This window comes from Rummeliibacillus sp. NPDC094406 (assembly GCF_044763875.1).
Classification (GTDB): domain Bacteria; phylum Bacillota; class Bacilli; order Bacillales_A; family Planococcaceae; genus Rummeliibacillus.
The window spans coordinates 1-16,845 of record NZ_JBIWGZ010000012.1; the positions used below are offsets into that span (position 1 = coordinate 1).

20 protein-coding genes and 1 rRNA gene are annotated in these 16,845 nt (G+C 35.7%); 20 read left to right on the forward strand and 1 reads right to left on the reverse strand.

Going from position 1 to position 16,845, the window contains the following annotated elements; all coding sequences use genetic code 11:
* From rrf to rsmI, 10 genes are all read left to right on the forward strand, one after another.
* Positions 1–90 (forward strand): 5S ribosomal RNA (rrf, locus tag ACIQ4I_RS20100); the annotation flags it as partial.
* 821 nt (positions 91–911) lie between these two features.
* A complete protein-coding gene (gene tmk, locus ACIQ4I_RS20105; RefSeq protein WP_403099436.1) occupies positions 912–1,538 on the forward strand; it encodes a dTMP kinase in 627 nt (208 codons plus the stop codon).
* A 74-nt stretch (positions 1,539–1,612) separates the two neighbouring features.
* On the forward strand, positions 1,613–1,942 hold the full coding sequence (locus ACIQ4I_RS20110) for a cyclic-di-AMP receptor (RefSeq protein WP_403099438.1): 330 nt from the start codon (positions 1,613–1,615) through the stop codon (positions 1,940–1,942).
* Positions 1,943–1,962: 20 nt separating this feature from the next.
* Positions 1,963–2,400, forward strand: coding sequence for a YaaR family protein (locus ACIQ4I_RS20115; RefSeq protein WP_397536723.1), 438 nt, complete (start codon positions 1,963–1,965; stop codon positions 2,398–2,400).
* Positions 2,401–2,464: 64 nt separating this feature from the next.
* Positions 2,465–3,469 carry a DNA polymerase III subunit delta' gene (holB, locus tag ACIQ4I_RS20120; protein ID WP_403099512.1) on the forward strand — a complete coding sequence of 335 codons (1,005 nt, stop codon included), beginning with the start codon at positions 2,465–2,467 and terminating at the stop codon, positions 3,467–3,469.
* Entirely contained in the window at positions 3,462–4,280 is an 819-nt protein-coding gene (locus ACIQ4I_RS20125; RefSeq protein ID WP_397536724.1) for a PSP1 domain-containing protein, read from the forward strand. Before holB ends, ACIQ4I_RS20125 begins: the two co-directional genes overlap by 8 nt.
* Positions 4,281–4,302: 22 nt before the next feature.
* Positions 4,303–4,662 carry a DNA replication initiation control protein YabA gene (yabA, locus tag ACIQ4I_RS20130; protein WP_397536725.1) on the forward strand — a complete coding sequence of 120 codons (360 nt, stop codon included), beginning with the start codon at positions 4,303–4,305 and terminating at the stop codon, positions 4,660–4,662.
* Between the two features lie 69 nt (positions 4,663–4,731).
* A complete protein-coding gene (locus tag ACIQ4I_RS20135) occupies positions 4,732–5,481 on the forward strand; it encodes a tRNA1(Val) (adenine(37)-N6)-methyltransferase (protein WP_403099442.1) in 750 nt (249 codons plus the stop codon).
* On the forward strand, positions 5,465–5,734 hold the full coding sequence (locus ACIQ4I_RS20140; protein WP_403099444.1) for a GIY-YIG nuclease family protein: 270 nt from the start codon (positions 5,465–5,467) through the stop codon (positions 5,732–5,734). The genes ACIQ4I_RS20135 and ACIQ4I_RS20140 overlap by 17 nt, the downstream gene beginning before the upstream one ends.
* Complete coding sequence (rsmI, locus tag ACIQ4I_RS20145) at positions 5,731–6,606, forward strand: 16S rRNA (cytidine(1402)-2'-O)-methyltransferase (RefSeq protein WP_403099446.1); 876 nt, start codon at positions 5,731–5,733, stop codon at positions 6,604–6,606. The genes ACIQ4I_RS20140 and rsmI overlap by 4 nt, the downstream gene beginning before the upstream one ends.
* 226 nt (positions 6,607–6,832) lie before the next feature.
* On the opposite strand, the gene ACIQ4I_RS20150 is transcribed toward rsmI, so the two are convergent.
* The gene (locus ACIQ4I_RS20150; protein ID WP_403099447.1) at positions 6,833–7,111 is read right to left on the reverse strand and encodes a transition state genes transcriptional regulator AbrB; all 279 of its coding nucleotides are present in this window, start codon (positions 7,109–7,111) and stop codon (positions 6,833–6,835) included.
* 355 nt (positions 7,112–7,466) lie between these two features.
* Here ACIQ4I_RS20150 and metG point away from each other — a divergent pair, with 355 nt between their 5' ends.
* The 10 genes from metG (at position 7,467) to ACIQ4I_RS20200 (ending at position 16,733) form a co-directional block, all read left to right on the forward strand.
* Positions 7,467–9,437, forward strand: a complete 1,971-nt coding sequence (gene metG, locus ACIQ4I_RS20155; RefSeq protein ID WP_403099449.1) for a methionine--tRNA ligase — start codon at positions 7,467–7,469, stop codon at positions 9,435–9,437.
* 270 nt (positions 9,438–9,707) lie between these two features.
* Complete coding sequence (locus tag ACIQ4I_RS20160) at positions 9,708–10,478, forward strand: TatD family hydrolase (RefSeq protein WP_403099451.1); 771 nt, start codon at positions 9,708–9,710, stop codon at positions 10,476–10,478.
* Between the two features lie 141 nt (positions 10,479–10,619).
* Entirely contained in the window at positions 10,620–11,618 is a 999-nt protein-coding gene (locus tag ACIQ4I_RS20165; RefSeq protein WP_403099453.1) for a 3D domain-containing protein, read from the forward strand.
* Between the two features lie 587 nt (positions 11,619–12,205).
* Positions 12,206–12,775 (forward strand): ribonuclease M5, encoded by a 570-nt coding sequence (gene rnmV / locus ACIQ4I_RS20170; RefSeq protein WP_403099454.1) that lies wholly within the window; start codon positions 12,206–12,208, stop codon positions 12,773–12,775.
* A complete protein-coding gene (gene rsmA, locus ACIQ4I_RS20175) occupies positions 12,768–13,649 on the forward strand; it encodes a 16S rRNA (adenine(1518)-N(6)/adenine(1519)-N(6))-dimethyltransferase RsmA (protein WP_397536734.1) in 882 nt (293 codons plus the stop codon). Before rnmV ends, rsmA begins: the two co-directional genes overlap by 8 nt.
* A gap of 147 nt (positions 13,650–13,796) precedes the next feature.
* Complete coding sequence (gene veg, locus ACIQ4I_RS20180) at positions 13,797–14,060, forward strand: biofilm formation stimulator Veg (RefSeq protein WP_397536735.1); 264 nt, start codon at positions 13,797–13,799, stop codon at positions 14,058–14,060.
* Between the two features lie 153 nt (positions 14,061–14,213).
* Positions 14,214–14,378: a small, acid-soluble spore protein, alpha/beta type gene (locus ACIQ4I_RS20185; RefSeq protein ID WP_403099514.1), complete on the forward strand. Its 165-nt coding sequence runs from the start codon at positions 14,214–14,216 to the stop codon at positions 14,376–14,378.
* Positions 14,379–14,608: 230 nt separating this feature from the next.
* Positions 14,609–15,475 (forward strand): 4-(cytidine 5'-diphospho)-2-C-methyl-D-erythritol kinase, encoded by an 867-nt coding sequence (gene ispE, locus ACIQ4I_RS20190; protein WP_403099458.1) that lies wholly within the window; start codon positions 14,609–14,611, stop codon positions 15,473–15,475.
* A 56-nt stretch (positions 15,476–15,531) separates the two neighbouring features.
* Complete coding sequence (gene purR / locus ACIQ4I_RS20195) at positions 15,532–16,362, forward strand: pur operon repressor (RefSeq protein WP_397536737.1); 831 nt, start codon at positions 15,532–15,534, stop codon at positions 16,360–16,362.
* Positions 16,362–16,733: a RidA family protein gene (locus ACIQ4I_RS20200; RefSeq protein WP_397536738.1), complete on the forward strand. Its 372-nt coding sequence runs from the start codon at positions 16,362–16,364 to the stop codon at positions 16,731–16,733. Before purR ends, ACIQ4I_RS20200 begins: the two co-directional genes overlap by 1 nt.
* Positions 16,734–16,845 lie beyond the last annotated feature (112 nt).

A 16,845-nucleotide genomic window follows, 5' to 3' on the forward strand; every position in this document is an offset into this window, starting at 1 on the left:
CCTGTTCCCATGCCGAACACAGAAGTTAAGCTCTTTAGCGCCAATGGTAGTTGGGGGCTGTCCCCCTGCGAGAGTAGGACGTTGCTAGGCACACTTAAAGCACAACTGATTATTCAGTTGTGCTTTTTCTTTATGAGATTATTTTTTTAATATGTCTTTTGAAAATATTGGGCATTCGTTTTATTTTTGATTTATACTTTAATTATGACGTTCATAGCCAGGAAGTATTTTAAAAATATTTACCAAGAAATAGTTTATTAAGATTCTTGAAATTAACACTTCAAGTAGTGGTTATGCAGGAATAATGTATCTATGAGGTCTAAATTACATAAAAGAGCACAAAAGAAAGTTGGCAAATTATAAAAGCAACTGATAAACTGACTATTTATAATTTTATATAATTAATAAAATAATGATGCTCTATGAAAAAGAAAGTAATTTGATATGGAAGGGGTAAATATGTCTAGAAACGTATCAATCTTAAAAATAACAGCAGTTATTATAACCGTTATTGCAACATTCTTTTTCAAAAATAAAAAGGTAAAATAGAAAACATCTTCATTTTATTATGAAAAGAAACTTTTTTTTACAAAATTAAACGAACATCTTTGCTTTAACCTTTTATCCAATCTATATGTAACTTCTCGAGATAAGATATCCTAATGGTTTAGGGAAAGACGATATAAAAGAGGCAAGGATTTGTAGTGGTTTGAATGAGGTTAACCTAAAAGTGATTTTTCTTGTGTTTAATCATAAAAAACAGCAGCGGTAAGATGTAAACATTTTAGGCGAATTTCTTTAATAAGAGCATGGCTAGATTTTTTAACATATTTTAGCACACGCAATAGTATTATTAATTAGAACCAATCATGTATAATGGTATGTAATAGTATATATGAGAGGGTTTAGTCATGACGAATAAATTATTTTTTACATTTGAAGGGCCAGAGGGAGCGGGTAAGACTACTGTACTCAAAATGGTTGTTAGTAAATTGCAAGAAGAGGGAAGAGAAGTAGTAGCAACACGTGAACCAGGTGGCAGCGTGATTGCGGAAGAGATTCGACAAGTCATTTTAAACCCAGCACATACAGAGATGGATGCAAAAACTGAAGCACTATTATATGCTGCAGCAAGAAGTCAGCACTTTGTAGAAAAAATAGAGCCTGCTCTAAAACAAGGAAAAGTGGTTCTATGTGATCGCTTTATAGATTCATCTTTAGCATATCAAGGCATTGGGCGTGGGTTAGGCATTACGGGGGTGGAATCTATCAATGAATTTGCCATTGGTGATTATATGCCAGATATGACTATTCTCTTTGACTTAAATCCTGAGATTGGATTATCGCGTATTAATTCGCATAAAGAACGTGAAGTAAATCGCTTAGATATAGAAAGTCTAGCATTTCACCAAAAAGTAAGAGAAGCGTATTTGATGTTAGCTGAGAAATTTCCCGAAAGAATCCATGTAATTGATGCAAGCAAATCATTAGAAGAAGTTTTCCAAAATGTCTGGAAAGTTTTGAGAAATGCTTTGTAAAGTAAATGAAGAGATAATGTGAACTATGTTATACTTATAGAAGAACCTATATAACATTAGAGGAGTGAATGCCGATGAAATTAGTTGTGGCAGTTGTACAAGATCAGGATAGTAACCGTCTTTCAAACGCTTTAACGAAAAATGAATTTCGCGCAACGAAATTGGCCAGTACAGGAGGATTTCTTCGTTCAGGAAATACAACGTTCTTGATTGGTACTGAGGATTCACTAGTTCATAAAGTATTAGATGTTATACGCGATAATTGTCGTTCTCGGGAACAAATGGTGGCACCTATTTCACCAATGGGTGGAAATGCAGATGCATATATCCCCTACCCAGTAGAAGTTGAAGTAGGGGGAGCAACCGTTTTCGTGTTACCAATCGAACAGTTTCATCATTTCTAGGAGACGGAGGAGACAATTAAGTGAAGATCAACCAAGATCTGCGAATTGGATTGGATACAACTAGACAAAAACTGCCGAATCACCAACCAACAACGCGATTTGGGGATTTTGTTGTAAAGTCTGGACAACGTATGCAGACCGAACAAATAACAAGATTATTAGGTGATATTTCAACAGCTGGCGATCGTATTGCAAAATCTAAAAATTTACGTGATTTAGCAAAGTTTAAGATGTTAGTTAAACGCTTTTTAAAGGAAGCAGTTTCCTATGGTATGGAGCTGAAGCAATCTCATACATGGAATCGATTTGGTGAAGGCCGCCGCTTAAAAATAGTAGATACAATTGATGAAAAACTTATTGAGTTAACAGAAGACGTTCTAAATGAAGAGAAGGATTCTGTCGACTTATTAGCTAAAATAGGTGAGATTAAAGGATTGTTAATCAATCTTTATACGTAAAACCCCGTGTCTCTTGGTATTTCGGAGCACGGGATTTTTTCAAACAATGAAAAGGTGTTGAATGATGATGCATACAGCTGAAGAACTACTTAAATTACAACCAGTAGTGATGAAGCAGCTCCAAATAATTTTTGAAAAAAACAGAGTGGGACATGCGTATATATTTGAAGGTGGTAAAGGTACAGGCACTGAAGAAGTGATGCTTTACTTTGTTCGGCTACTATTATGCGAAAATCCACAAAATAATGTTCCATGTGAAACATGTCGAAGCTGCCAGCGTATAAAATCAGGAAATCACCCCAATTTTCACCAAGTATATCCTGAAGGACAATTTATAAAGGTAGATGCAATTGAAAAATTGCTAAACGAGATGAGTAAGACAGGATTAGAAGCAGGGCGCAAAGTATATGTAATCCATAATGCTGAACGTTTAAATGTAAAGTCTGCTAATAAATTATTGAAGTTTTTAGAGGAACCTGAGGGTGTTGTAACAGCTATATTTGTAACGCAAAATATTAATGCAATCATACCGACGATTCGCTCGCGCTGTCAGCACATTAAATTTCAAGAAATTCCTCGGGATTCAATGATGAAAGAGTTGGTTGCTGAGGGGATTACGCAGTCTATGGCAGCTACAGTAAGCATGGTGACAAGTGATTTAGAAGATGCTTTTTCGATTGTAAAAGATGATGCGTTTGCACAGGCTAGAAAAACAGTGTTAAAATTGGTAGAAGCAACCTTTAAAAATGTACATGAAGCAATGTTAGTTGTACATGAAGATTGGTTACCATTATTTAAAGAAAAAGAGCAAATAGAATTAGCATTAGACTTAATGTTATTTGCTTTCCGAGATATAGTAGCAATTAAAGCAAATCCAGAGGCGATGTGTACGTATCCTGATTTACTTTCAACATGGAAAGAGGTAGCACTTCACACAACCTTCGATAAGCTATCATCGCAATTGCAAGCCATTTTAAATGCTCGTAAACAATTGCAAAGTAATATGAACAAGACGTTGATGATGGAGCAGCTGATGCTGAATCTGCAGGAGGGAAGATCCTTTGTATAAAGTAGTAGGTGTCCGCTTTAAAAAAGCGGGTAAAATATATTATTTTGATCCTGGAGATTATTCTCTAGAAAAAGGGCAGTATGTTATTGTAGAGACTGCCAGGGGTATTGAATATGGAAGAATCGTTGTCTCTATGAAACAAGTTGGAGAAAATGATGTCGTTTTGCCACTAAAACAAGTAGTGCGACCAGCAAATGAACGTGATCGTATACAAGTAGATGAAAACGCTCTTGAATCTAAACGTGCCTTTGATTTAGCAACAGAGAAAATTATAGAACATGAATTAGAGATGAAACTGGTTGATGTTGAATATACATTTGATCGCAATAAAATTATCTTCTATTTCACAGCAGAAGGAAGAGTTGATTTCCGCGAATTAGTAAAAGACCTTGCAGCTATTTTCCGCACACGCATTGAATTAAGACAAATTGGAGTGCGAGATGAAGCGAAAATGTTAGGTGGTATTGGCCCTTGTGGAAGAATGCTATGTTGTTCAACATTTTTAGGAGACTTTGAGCCTGTATCCATTAAAATGGCAAAAGATCAGAACTTATCACTTAATCCTTCGAAAATATCAGGATTGTGTGGACGTCTAATGTGCTGTTTAAAATATGAAAATGATGAATATGAAGAGGCTCGTGAACAAATGCCTGATATGGGTGAAACAATTACAACACCAGATGGTAGAGGTAAGGTAATTGGGCTGAATATATTAGAACGAGTGCTTCAAGTTGAGTTATTTGAGGAACAACGAATCTTAGAATATACATTGGATGAAATATTACAGTATGAAAATAGTTCAGTCCAATAGAGGGAATAATGAGGTGGCTTGAGTGAAGGACCGTAATTTCTTAGACACTGTTATGGAGTTCGAACAACAGCTTGAATCGATGCAAAAACAATTTGAGGCATTGAAGAAATTTGTTGCACTCATGATGGAAGAGCATCAAACATTACAAATGGAAAATCATCATCTTCGAACACGTTTAGAAGAAGTTCTTTCTGTGAAACCAGAAGGACATGTTGAGCCGAATGCCGAGGAAGAGAAACAAGAAATAATTGACGTAGGTGAAGGCTATGATAATTTAGCCCGACTATATCACGAAGGATATCATGTTTGTCATGTCCATTTTGGTAGTTCAAGAAAAGGCGAGGATTGTTTATTCTGCCTATCATTTTTAAATAAACAATAATTGATAAAGAAGGCTGATCCCGCTTCAAGTAGTGGTTGTCAGTCTTTTGTTATGTTGGAGGGTAAAAAAATGGAACAATGGTTGAAGGAAGATGAAAGAATGGATTATTTATTAGCAGAGAATTTACGTATTATTCAAAGTCCATCTGTTTTTTCGTTTTCATTGGATGCCGTTTTATTATCTAAGTTTGTGAGTGTCCCGTATCAAAAGGGAAATCTCGTTGATTTATGCGCAGGAAATGGAGCAATTCCGTTATTTTTGAGTGCACGTACGAAAGGTCAGATTACAGCGGTCGAGTTACAAAATCGACTCGTTGATATGGCAGAGAGAAGTGTGAGATATAACAAATTACAAGAGCAAATTACGATTATGCAAGGTGATGTGCGCAAAATTGCTTCAGTGTTAGGAATTGAAAAATATGATGTTGTAACATGCAATCCTCCATATTTCCCAGCGAATGAAGCAAGTGAAAAGAACTTAAAAGAACATGTGGCTATTGCTAGACATGAGATTTATTTAAAATTAGATGAAATGATATATTCAGCCAGTAAGCTTCTAAAGCAAGGTGGTAAAGCAGCCTTTGTCCATAGACCAGGGAGATTACTTGATATCGTTACGGCAATGCGTGCACATCGTTTAGAACCAAAACGAATCCGCTTTGTCTATCCTAAGGAAGGCAAAGAAGCAAATACATTATTAATAGAAGGAATTAAAGATGGTAAACCGGATTTGAAAATTTTGCCTCCATTATATATATACGGAGCAGATGGTGAATATACTGCTGAAGTGAGAGAAATGCTATATGGCGACAGTCAATAATCATATCATGTATGTTTTAGAATGTTTAGATGGTACGTACTATACAGGATATACAAATGATTTGGAGAGACGTGTTGCTGTACACAATTCTGGTAAGGGTGCAAAATACACAAGAGCACGTAGACCCGTACGATGCATTTATTTTGAAACATTTGAAACAAAACATGATGCTATGAGTGCTGAATATTATTTTAAACAACTAACAAGACAACAAAAGACGAACTATATTGCAACAAGGAGTGAGGTAAAGTGAAATCACAGAAAAGCTCAATGCATGAGGATGGTGGTTGCTTATATTTAGTAGCAACGCCAATTGGTAATTTGGAAGATATGACAATGCGTGCAATCCGTATATTAAAAGAAGCAGATATTATTGCAGCAGAGGATACACGAAATACGAAAAAACTCTGTAATTACTTCGAAATAGAGACGCCATTAATAAGTTATCATGATCATAACCAAGAACAAGGTGGTGAAAAGTTACTTCAATTTTTGCATGAGGGGAAAACAGTAGCACTTGTCAGTGATGCTGGATTGCCTTGTATTTCAGACCCTGGTGCAGATATTGCTGCTAAAGCTATTGAAGAAGACTTTGCAGTTGTTCCTGTACCAGGTGCAAATGCAGCCATTACAGCTTTAATCGCTTCTGGTCTTGTACCTCAACCATTCTTTTTTTATGGATTTTTGAGTCGTTATAAAAAAGACCGTAGAGATTCGTTGGAGTTATTGAAAAAGCGTCATGAGACCATTCTATTTTACGAAGCACCCCATCGCTTAAAGGATACACTGAAGGATATGCAAGTGATATTTGGTAATCGTCGGATCGTGATGGCTCGTGAATTAACAAAGAAATTTGAAGAATTTTTGCGTGGAACTTTAGATGAGGCAATTGAATGGGCGAATAGCAATGAAATACGAGGGGAATTTTGTATAGTTGTTGAAGGAAATCTAAATGAAGAAGATGACGATGAAGAAAATTGGTGGGATCAACTATCTATTGTAGAACATGTCGATCAGCTCATTGAGCATCAAAAGATGTCTTCAAAAGAAGCGATTAAAGAAGTAGCTAAAGTTCGTAATTTGGCAAAGAGAGATGTTTACCAACAATATCATATTGAAAACTAAAGGTATATGCTTATTCAGATTCAATTCTTAAAAGATTTCGAATCGGAAGTCGCCTTTTGAGTTTCTAGCAGTCGTAATCAGATAAATAAAAAGCCCATCCGAAATGGCGAATATTTCGGATGGGTTTTTTGATATATGAAAATCACATTTGAAAACAAGGTAAGGTAATTAAGTAAATTATTTCACTTTTGTATATCTTGTTGATCGAATTGATTTGTCCAAGAAATTATTTGCTTAATTTACCTTGGATTTCTTTAATAAGGATTTGTGCACCTTCTGGGCTAAGGATTAAGTTACCGCCAGCTAAACGGAAGTTATCATCAGATACTTCACCCGTTACAGCACAAGTCATATTAGGCATATATTTTTTTAAGATGATTTTATCATCATCCACATAAATTTCTAAAGCATCTTTTTCTGCGATACCTAAAGTACGGCGGAGTTCAATTGGAATTACCACGCGACCAAGTTCATCAACTTTACGTACAATACCAGTAGATTTCATAACGAGAGTTCCTCCTATATTTTCTAATATTATTTTTCGTCAAAATTCGACATAAACTCTGTGTCTGTCCTATATCATACCAACTAATGACATATACGTCAATTATTTTTGACTGTATTTTAAACACTTTTTCAAAATATTTCCGTTCTTTAAGGAGATTAATCATATTAATTTATTTTATTTTAAACAATTATTGTACTTTTATACGTTATTTTGCTTAAAAATTAGGATAGATTTGTCTGTAAATATTATTCGACAAAATTAGACAAAATTGAGTTGAGTAAACTTTAATTGAAAGGTTTTTCGTACTCCGATAGAATAGGAAGTATACTGTATAGCACTGGAGGAAGTTTTCGTGACGAATGAAAAGAAAACATTCTATATTACAACACCAATTTACTACCCAAGTGGTAAATTCCATATTGGTACCGCGTACACAACTGTAGCTGCAGACACAATGGCGCGTTACAAACGATTACGAGGTTATGATGTTCGATTCCAAACAGGGATGGATGAACACGGCCAAAAGATTCAAGAAAAGGCAGAGGAAGCAAATAAAAATCCGAAAGAATATGTTGATGAAATTGCAGCTGCTGCGAAAAAACTTTGGAAGCTAATGGACATCTCTTATGATGACTTTATCCAAACAACAGAAGAGCGCCATACTAAAGCTGTAGAGAAAATTTTCAAAAAATTCTTAGATAACGGCGACATTTACAAGGGTGAATATGAGGGTTGGTATTGTACACCGTGTGAATCTTTCTTTACAGATACACAACTAGACAACGGTAATTGTCCTGATTGTGGTCGCCCTGTTCATCGTGTAAAAGAAGAATCTTACTTCTTTAATATGAAGAAATACGCAGATCGTCTTTTAAAATATTATGAAGAAAATCCTGGATTCATTGAACCGGAATCTCGCAAAAATGAAATGATAAATAATTTCATTAAACCAGGATTAGAAGATCTTTCTGTATCTCGTACTTCTTTTGACTGGGGTATTCGTGTTCCTGGAGATCCAAAGCATGTTATTTATGTTTGGGTTGATGCTTTAACGAACTATCTAACAACATTAGGTTATGACACAGATCATGACGAAGACTACAAAAAATACTGGCCAGCAGATGTTCATGTAGTCGGTAAGGACATTGTGAGATTCCATACAATCTATTGGCCAATTTTCTTGATGGCTTTAGATTTACCACTTCCTAAAAAAGTATTCGCTCATGGCTTCATTATGATGAAAGATGGCAAAATGTCAAAATCAAAAGGAAATGTTGTATATCCTGAAATGTTAATTGAACGCTATGGCCTAGATGCAACACGATACTTCTTATTACGTGAATTACCATTTGGTCAAGATGGTGTATTCTCACCAGAATCATTTGTCGAACGTACTAATTTCGACCTTGCTAATGACCTTGGTAATTTGTTAAACCGTACTGTATCGATGATGAATAAATATTTTGATGGGATAATTCCAACTGAAGGATTAGAACCTACGGAATTTGATCATGCTCTTAGTGCACAAGCAAAAGAAACGCAAGCTAAATACGAAGCAGATATGGAGAAAATGCAATTTAGTGTTGTATTAGCAGACGTATGGGCATTAGTTTCTCGTACAAATAAATATATAGATGAGACACAACCATGGGTACTTGCAAAAGATGAAGCACTCACTAGTCAACTTGCAACTGTTATGTATAACTTAGCTGAAAGCCTACGTCGTGTTGCAGTCATGTTGCAACCGTTTATGACAAACGCACCAAAGGAAATTGTGCGTCAACTTGGGTTATCAAAAGATATACTTACATGGGATTCTTTAAATGAAGAAAATGTTATACCTGCAGGTACAAAGGTAATCGACAAAGGTGTTCCTATTTTCCCTCGTTTAGATACTGAGGAAGAAGTAACTTATATTCGAGATCAAATGCGAGGATCAGTAAAAACTGTCGAAGAACCAAAAAAAGAAGAAAAGAAAGAAGCTTCTCAAGACGAAGTTCCTGAAATTACTATAGATGATTTCATGAAAGTTGATTTACGAGTGGCAACAGTTACAGCTTGTGACAAAATGCCAAAAGCTGATAAATTATTAAAACTACAATTAGATTTGGGCTATGAACAACGTCAAGTTGTGTCAGGTATTGCCGAATATTATAAACCAGAAGAATTAGTAGGACGTAAAGTAATTGTTGTAGCAAACTTAAAACCAGTAAAACTTCGCGGTGAATTATCACAAGGAATGATATTAGCTGGTAGTAAAGATGGTATTTTAACTTTAGCAACAGTTGACGAAAAATTAGAGAATGGTGCCAAAGTTAAATAATTTATCCAATCTATCCATTAAAAAAACCTGCTGGTGATAAACAGCAGGTTTTTGTATCTATTGGTTCAAAAATATTACAATTTTTGATAGGTAATTAATATATTCGATTTTTATGTATAGGTGAAAAGAATTAGTGTTACCTGATGCTCGTTTGGTCCTTAGGTATTAAGTATAATTCAAAATGAAATATTTGTAATTAAAATGTAATTTAGCTGTGAACTGTGAAATGGTTTATTTAGCTAAAATGAAAATTATGTGAGGAGAATGAATATGTTTATAGATACGCATGTGCATTTGAATGCTGAACAATATGAAGATGATTTACAAGAAGTAATCAATCGCGCATTAGCTGCGAATGTAAAAGAAATGGTCGTTGTTGGATTCGATCAACCAACCATTATTCGCGCAATGGAGTTAATCGATAAATACGATTTTCTATATGCAGCAATTGGTTGGCACCCAGTCGATGCCATTGATTGTACAGAAGAAGATTTGCTATGGATCGAAAAGTTAGCAGCACATCCAAAAGTTGTTGCGATTGGTGAAACTGGGCTCGATTATTACTGGGATAAATCACCAAAAGATGTTCAACAAGAATTATTGCGTAAACAAATTCATCTAGCAAAAAGAGTAAATTTACCAATTGTGATTCATAATCGTGAAGCAACTGAAGATTGTGTGCGCATTTTACAAGAAGAACACGCTGAAGAGGTTGGCGGCGTGATGCATTGTTTTAGCGGGAGTGTTGAAACCGCAGAAGTATGTATCAAAATGAATTTTATGATTAGTCTAGGTGGCCCTGTTACATTCAAAAATGCAAAAAAACCAAAAGAAGTAGCAACGGCAATTCCTTTACAATATTTGATGATTGAAACAGATGCTCCGTATCTTGCACCGCATCCATATCGCGGTAAGAGAAACGAGCCTTCGTTAGTTCCATTAGTCGCTGAGGAAATCGCGCGATTAAAAGGTTTACCTGTTGAAGAAGTAGCTCAAAAAACAACTGAAAATGCGCATAACTTTTTCAAAATTCAAGCTTAAAAAAAGAGCGAAATAAACAAACGTCTCCCACATTCAAAGCAGGATCTCTAACTCTTTTGTAAAATATTAGAAAAAAACTAATCTGTTGACAGTCAAAAAAAGAGCCTATATAATCCAACGAGTGATAAGGAGGCGTTTTTCATGCCAAATAATTCCATGGAAAAACTGTTCTTAAAGTCATTGAGGAATCAGCACAGAGTATGGAGTATTGGAGCATTCATACTAACGTTTGCTGTTGTAGTAGCTACTTTGTTTGGTGCTACTTTTAAAACTGCCAATGCTGAGACAAACGGTACACAACAAGAAAAACTTTTAACAAAAAATACAGTTAGTAAATTACATACTAACAATTTTGCAATATCAACCTCATTGAATACGAATAATTCGTATGAACAAGAACAGGGAAATAAGACATACAAGGAACTAGCAAGAGCAACTTCGACTACGGTCGCTGACTTTTTAAAGCAACCCGCAGTTGAGTCAGGAGAAAATAGCGAACTTCTAGACACTGAGAATACGCAAAATGCAAATGACACTACCGCATCTGACGTTCGAGTAGAAAAAGCCATCGATGTAGTGGAAGACTCTCATGATTCTGCAAATGAAAATTCTAACAAAGAGATTACACTAGTAAGTAACCCTAAAAAGTATCATACAACAGGTACCTTAAATATGCGTAAAGGTCCTGGGACAAAGTATAAAGTTATTAAAGTAATACCAAAGGGCAAGAATGTTACGTATAAAGGACGTAAAGGCTCATGGTACAAAGTATCGTATGGTGGTAAAGTAGGCTATGTGTCAAAAAGTTATTTGAAATCAGGTATTAAAAAGGTATCCAATTCTCTTAATGGTAAGTCTATGTATGTAACATCTACTGCGTATACGGCATATTGTAATGGTTGCTCAGGTAAGACAACAACTGGTATCGATCTACGCAAGAATCCATATAAAAAAGTAATTGCAGTAGATCCAAAAGTAATACCTTTACGAAAAATGGTTTATGTAAACGGTTATGGACTAGCTGTTGCTGGTGATACTGGGGGTTCAATTAAAGGTCATAAAATTGATGTCTTTATGCCATCAAAAAAACAAGCCTATAATTGGGGAAGACGTACAGTAAAAGTTACAATTCAAAAATAAAAAAATGAAAGCTTTCTTTTCCATACTGGAGGGGAAAGCTTTTTAATTTTATGCTCTGTTGTATGATATTGTTAATTTCTTTAACGAATCTACTTGAGCGAAAGGCGGCGACGACTCCTCGAAAAGGCATTCGTATTTCCTTCGTGCGATGTTAATTCAGTGACATAGTCCTTACGTGAAAGCGAGCCACAAGAGACCCTGCAAGTGAGCGTTGGGAGGGCACTGAAAAAGTAAAAATAGATGTAAATTTATGATAAAAATCTGGTATAACTATATTCATTCAATAGCAGATATATATTATAAAAATTTGTATTACTACACTTTTTCAGTGGCCTCGAGCGTAAGCGATGAAGAGGCTTGTCGGTTTGTCCGCCTGTAGCGATATGGAAGGAATATTAACAATATTGTTAAACAAATCCTAATTATAAAAACGGAGGCGACCTGTTTAACCCCTATAAGTGCTGAAGCTACTCGTTCAGATTCGGAAGACATTACAATGTCTAATTTGTTCTCCGTTACTGTACAATAAGTGTAGAATCGAAGTAAAATGTTCAAAGGAACTTTTTAGAAAAGAGGATTTGATATCCGTGGATATAAAAGAAATTATTGTCGTTGAAGGAAAAGATGATACGACAGCGATTAAGCGCGCTGTAAATGCAGATACGATTGAGACGAATGGTTCAGCGATCTCAGATGAAACATTACGTAGCATTCAACATGCTCAAGATGTAAGAGGTGTTATTGTATTTACAGATCCTGATTATCCAGGTCGCCGTATTCGAGCTATTATCGAAGCGCGTATAGCAGGAGTGAAGCATGCATTTTTACCAAAGGAAAAAACAATTGCCAAAAATGGCAAAGGTTTAGGAATCGAACATGCTAAGGATGAAGATATTCGTTATGCATTATCAAAAGTTTATACTCCACAAGAAGCAGGACAAGAAATAACATGTACAATTACTTTAGATGATTTAATCGCAGCAAAATTATTATCTCATCCTGATGCAAAAAGACGTCGTGAACGATTAGGTGAGCTTTTGAATATTGGTTCAACAAATGGTAAACAACTCGTAAAAAGATTAAAGATGTTTCAAATTACAGAAGAGCAATTTGGAAAAGCAATTGCACAGATGAATCAGGAGGAACAACATGCATAAAGATATTGCAACACCTTTACGCACGCAAGAAATTTTAAAAAAATATGGTTTTTCATTTAAAAAAAGCCTAGGACAAAACTTTTTAATTGACCCTAACATTTTACGTAATATCGTAAGTTATGCAGACTTAACAAAAGAAAGTGCTGCTATCGAAGTTGGTCCTGGCATTGGCGCATTGACGGAACATTTAGCGCGTGAAGCTGGAAAAGTTGTTTCTTTTGAAATTGATCAACGATTATTGCCAGTATTAGAAGATACACTAAGTCCATATGACAACGTGAAAATTGTACATTCAGATGTTCTAAAGGCAGATGTAGTGAATATTATTAAAGAGGAATTGGCTGATTATAAGGACATAATGGTCGTAGCAAACCTGCCCTATTATGTGACAACGCCAATCCTTTTAAAGCTATTAATGGAAAACTTGCCGATTCGCGGAATGGTTGTCATGATGCAAAAAGAAGTAGCAGATCGTATTTCAGCTGTACCTAGCACAAAGGCATATGGTTCCTTGTCTATCGCAGTGCAGTATTATATGAAGGCAGAAGTAGTTATGACTGTACCGAAAACAGTATTTATGCCACAGCCAAATGTTGACTCAGCTGTATTGCGCTTAACACGTCATGCAGAGCCACCTGTGAAAGTAATAGACGAATCATTTTTATTTGAAGTTACTCGTAGTTCATTTGCACAACGACGTAAAACAATATTAAATAATTTACAATCACAATTGCCAAATGGTAAAGAAAAGAAAGAACAAATACTATCAGCTTTAGAAGAAGTAGGTATTGACCCAACAAGAAGAGGTGAAACTTTATCCATTTTAGAGTTTGGACAATTGGCAGATGCCCTACATCCATATTTCAAAAGATAATCCATATATTGGTACAATGATCGAAAAATATAGGTTTTATATAAAAAAGTGATTGACATCGCTTTCTTGGATTGTTAAAATATAATTTTTGTGTTGACAAAAAAGGCTTTATTATGTATACTGGTTTATAGTGAGGTGTAAGCGAAAATGCCAAAAACTTTAGCCGACATTAAAAAGTCGTTAGATTGTCATTTGGGTAGACGTTTGCAATTGAAAGCAAACGGTGGTCGCAAGAAAACGATTGAGCGCGCTGGAATATTACGTGAAACATATCGCGCAGTATTTGTAGTTGATCTTGATCAAGACGAAAACGCTTTTGAGCGTGTGTCTTACAGCTACACAGATATTTTAACAGAAGCAGTAGAGATTACGTTTGATGACGAGGCAACTAAAGTTGCTGCAGCCAAATAAGTAAGTGTTATTATAATCGAATATTTTGTTCGGACACTTGTAGAGCATTCTTTATCTTTTAAAAGAATGCTTTATGAGTGTTTTTTATTTTTAAGGATATACTAGCATAGTCAGTCGTTAAAGGAGGAATTTCGTTTGGCGAGAAAGTCAATTATGTCTGATCGTTTGAAAGTTGAAATCGCAAAAGAATTAGGCTTTTACGATACCGTAGAACGTGAGGGCTGGGGCGGAATCAAAGCACGAGATGCCGGGAACATGGTGAAGAAAGCAATTGAAATGGCAGAACGCCAACAAGCGATGGAAGAAGGCCAAAAATAGAGTAATCTAAACTAAGTAAATAACAAAAAGCGTACTGACAAAAAGTAGCTCCCTCTAAACTTATAGGGGAGAGCTATTTTTTTGTTTATGAATAATAATAGATGGGAAAGCTTTTAGAGATCAAGTACGAAATGTTTCAACTTTCTTTTCCTGTGGTAGAATAGAACTCAGTGAATAAAGAACGGAGATAGACATCTTCTTTTTTATATTTTTAGGGAGGAGGCGGAGGTATGCTTTATGTAAAAGCACCTGCCAAAATTAATTTAACTCTTGATGTACTATATAAACGTCCGGATGGTTATCATGAAGTTGAAATGGTCATGACGACGGTTGATTTAGCCGATCGTGTGGGTTTGAAAAATCGTAATAATGGACAAATACTAATTCATTCCAGCAGTAATTTTGTTCCTGATGATCAACGAAATCTAGCATATCAAGCAGCAAAGTTATTGCAAGATACATATAACATTAAAGACGGTGTATCTATTACTATTGATAAGCAAATTCCTGTAGCGGCTGGTTTAGCTGGTGGTAGTAGCGACGCAGCAGCAACATTAAAAGGTCTTAATATATTGTGGAATCTCAATCTATCAATCGATGAATTAGCAGAGCTAGGCGCTAAAATAGGTTCGGATGTTTCTTTTTGTGTCTATGGAGGAACAGCAATTGCTAGAGGACGCGGTGAAAAAATCGAACATATTGCCACTCCACCTAGCTGTTGGGTAGTTCTAGCAAAGCCAACAATTGGTGTCTCAACAGCCGCGGTTTATGGCGGCTTGAATATGGATGAAGTTGAACATCCAAATACAATGCAGATGAGACAAGCTATTGAAAGCAAAGATTATGAACTCGTATGCGATACGGTTAGTAACGTATTAGAGAGTGTTACACTAAAGCTACATCCAGAAGTAGCGGTAATTAAAGAACAAATGAGCCGATTTGGGGCGGATGCTGTATTGATGAGCGGAAGCGGACCGACGGTTTTTGGACTTGTGCAAAACAAAGCACGTGTTAGTCGTATTGTAAATGGTCTTAGAGGTTTTTGTGATGAAGTATATGCAGTACGTATGCTAGGCGAAAGAGATATTCTTGCTTAAATGCGTATAATTGTGGTATTTTTTGTATAAAACATTCGTGTTCAGGAGAGGATTTTATGAAATGGAAGCGTAGTGAGCGTCTCGTTGATATGACGCATTATTTAATGGAGCATCCACAGCAGTTAATCCCCCTTACATTTTTCGCAGAATTGTATCAATCTGCAAAATCTTCAATTAGTGAAGATTTGTCGATTGTTAAAGATACATTTGAGGAAAGAGGGATTGGCCTTCTAATGACGGTCCCAGGAGCTGCAGGGGGGGTTAAATATATTCCCAAAGTACCTGATGCAGCAGTAAAAGACGTAATACAAGAGTTGATAAAAGAATTAAGTCATTCCGATCGTTTATTACCAGGTGGATATTTATTTATGACTGATTTATTGGGGAATCCAGAATTGATAAATCGTGTAGGTAAAGTATTTGCCTCTGCTTTTTGCAATCAAGAAATAGATGTCATCATGACAGTAGCAACAAAAGGGATCTCAATTGCCCATGCGATTGCTAGACATTTAAATGTGCCAGTTGTTGTTGTGCGTCGTGACAACAAAGTAACAGAAGGTTCTACAGTGAGTATTAATTATGTATCTGGCTCATCACGCCGTATACAAACAATGGTTTTATCAAAGCGTAGTATGAAAAGTGGCCAACGTGTACTGATCACCGATGACTTTATGAAGGTCGGGGGTACAATGAATGGAATGAAAAATTTATTGGAAGAGTTCGATTGTACTTTAGCAGGTGTTGCTGTGCTAGTAGAGGCTGAACATCCCGATGAGCGTTTAGTGGATAATTATTATTCATTAATTAAATTAAAAGAAGTAAATGAAAAAGATCGTACCATTGCTTTATGTGAAGGAAACTATTTTGAGAAGGGTGGAAATAAGTAATGAATGAAGTAGCAACAAAAAATGCACCAGCAGCAATTGGACCATACGTTCAAGGCATGATTGTTAACAATCTTTTTTATAGTTCAGGACAAATCCCTTTAACACCATCAGGTGAGTTTGTAGATGGAGATATCACAGAACAAACAAACCAAGTTTTTGAAAATCTTAAAGCTGTTCTAGCAGAAGCTGGATCTTCTTTAGATAAAGTTGTAAAAACAACTGTTTTTATTGCAGATATGGAAGATTTCGCAGCAATGAACGATGAATATGCTAAACACTTTGGTACGCATAAACCAGCGCGCACAACAGTAGAAGTTGCTAGATTACCAAAAGACGCAAAAGTAGAAATTGAAGTAATTGCACTAATTTAATTTTTTTGCTAGAGCTCTTAAAAATCTATTTGAGTAGAAATCTATTAACAAATAAGACAAGTCACTATAAGTGGCTTGTTTTTTATTTAGGCGCTGGTAAATATAAATGCTG

Excerpts from the sequence above, each read along its gene's own strand:
- tmk (WP_403099436.1), top strand. The coding sequence starts at position 912 with ATGACGAATAAATTATTTTTTACATTTGAAGGGCCAGAGGGAGCGGGT.
- ACIQ4I_RS20110 (WP_403099438.1), top strand. The coding sequence starts at position 1,613 with ATGAAATTAGTTGTGGCAGTTGTACAAGATCAGGATAGTAACCGTCTT.
- holB (WP_403099512.1), top strand. The coding sequence starts at position 2,465 with ATGATGCATACAGCTGAAGAACTACTTAAATTACAACCAGTAGTGATG.
- ACIQ4I_RS20135 (WP_403099442.1), top strand. The coding sequence starts at position 4,732 with ATGGAACAATGGTTGAAGGAAGATGAAAGAATGGATTATTTATTAGCA.
- ACIQ4I_RS20140 (WP_403099444.1), top strand. The coding sequence starts at position 5,465 with ATGGCGACAGTCAATAATCATATCATGTATGTTTTAGAATGTTTAGAT.
- ACIQ4I_RS20150 (WP_403099447.1), bottom strand. The coding sequence starts at position 7,111 with ATGAAATCTACTGGTATTGTACGTAAAGTTGATGAACTTGGTCGCGTG.
- ACIQ4I_RS20160 (WP_403099451.1), top strand. The coding sequence starts at position 9,708 with ATGTTTATAGATACGCATGTGCATTTGAATGCTGAACAATATGAAGAT.
- ACIQ4I_RS20165 (WP_403099453.1), top strand. The coding sequence starts at position 10,620 with ATGCCAAATAATTCCATGGAAAAACTGTTCTTAAAGTCATTGAGGAAT.
- rsmA (WP_397536734.1), top strand. The coding sequence starts at position 12,768 with ATGCATAAAGATATTGCAACACCTTTACGCACGCAAGAAATTTTAAAA.
- veg (WP_397536735.1), top strand. The coding sequence starts at position 13,797 with ATGCCAAAAACTTTAGCCGACATTAAAAAGTCGTTAGATTGTCATTTG.
- ACIQ4I_RS20185 (WP_403099514.1), top strand. The coding sequence starts at position 14,214 with ATGTCTGATCGTTTGAAAGTTGAAATCGCAAAAGAATTAGGCTTTTAC.
- ispE (WP_403099458.1), top strand. The coding sequence starts at position 14,609 with ATGCTTTATGTAAAAGCACCTGCCAAAATTAATTTAACTCTTGATGTA.
- purR (WP_397536737.1), top strand. The coding sequence starts at position 15,532 with ATGAAATGGAAGCGTAGTGAGCGTCTCGTTGATATGACGCATTATTTA.
- ACIQ4I_RS20200 (WP_397536738.1), top strand. The coding sequence starts at position 16,362 with ATGAATGAAGTAGCAACAAAAAATGCACCAGCAGCAATTGGACCATAC.